Here is a 679-nt window from a genome sequence, read left to right on the forward strand (position 1 = left end):
GGAAGTTCAGCAAAGATAACGCCAGAGCAAAACTCAAACGACACTACAATATGATTAAAAATTAATGTTACTGAGCAGTAGATGTTAAATGGATTTACATGAAGTGACGCAAAGGACGACATGCGTCATCGGTTAAGATCGACATGTGTAGAATTGGACTTAATAGTCTCGCTCTTATCCATCTGATAACTTGCCCGAAGAGGCACCAGTCACGCTTTGCGCTCGTGGCGAGCGATTGAGTGCATTCAGCAACCGGCCTGCATATCCTCCAAGTTGCTGAATACATAAGAGCGAATAGTCTTATCTCGCCTCAGTACTGCTATCAGGAATCAAGTCCACAGGCGGTCGATTTGAATCAAACTCTCCAATCTGGCGTGATCTCAATTTGTCAAATTTCATAATTAATATATTTACATAAAATCCTTAACTGATGACCGATGCAAAGGACTATTATAGTATTCCGCATAAGTTGCTATAATATAGAATATCACATAAAATCGTCTATGAAGTATGACATATCCAGTAGCTTTTAAATGGGTTTACATGGAGTGACGCAAAGGACTATAAACCAAGGGTTCACCAGCTCTCTAACACACATCCTCAGCCTCACTTATCCGTCCTAACTTTCTGAGTGCAATGCATTTGTTATACCATGCCTCGGCAAAGTCAGGTTTCAACT

It is taken from the genome of Methanothrix sp. (assembly GCA_029907715.1).
Taxonomy (GTDB): Archaea; Halobacteriota; Methanosarcinia; order Methanotrichales; family Methanotrichaceae; genus Methanothrix_B.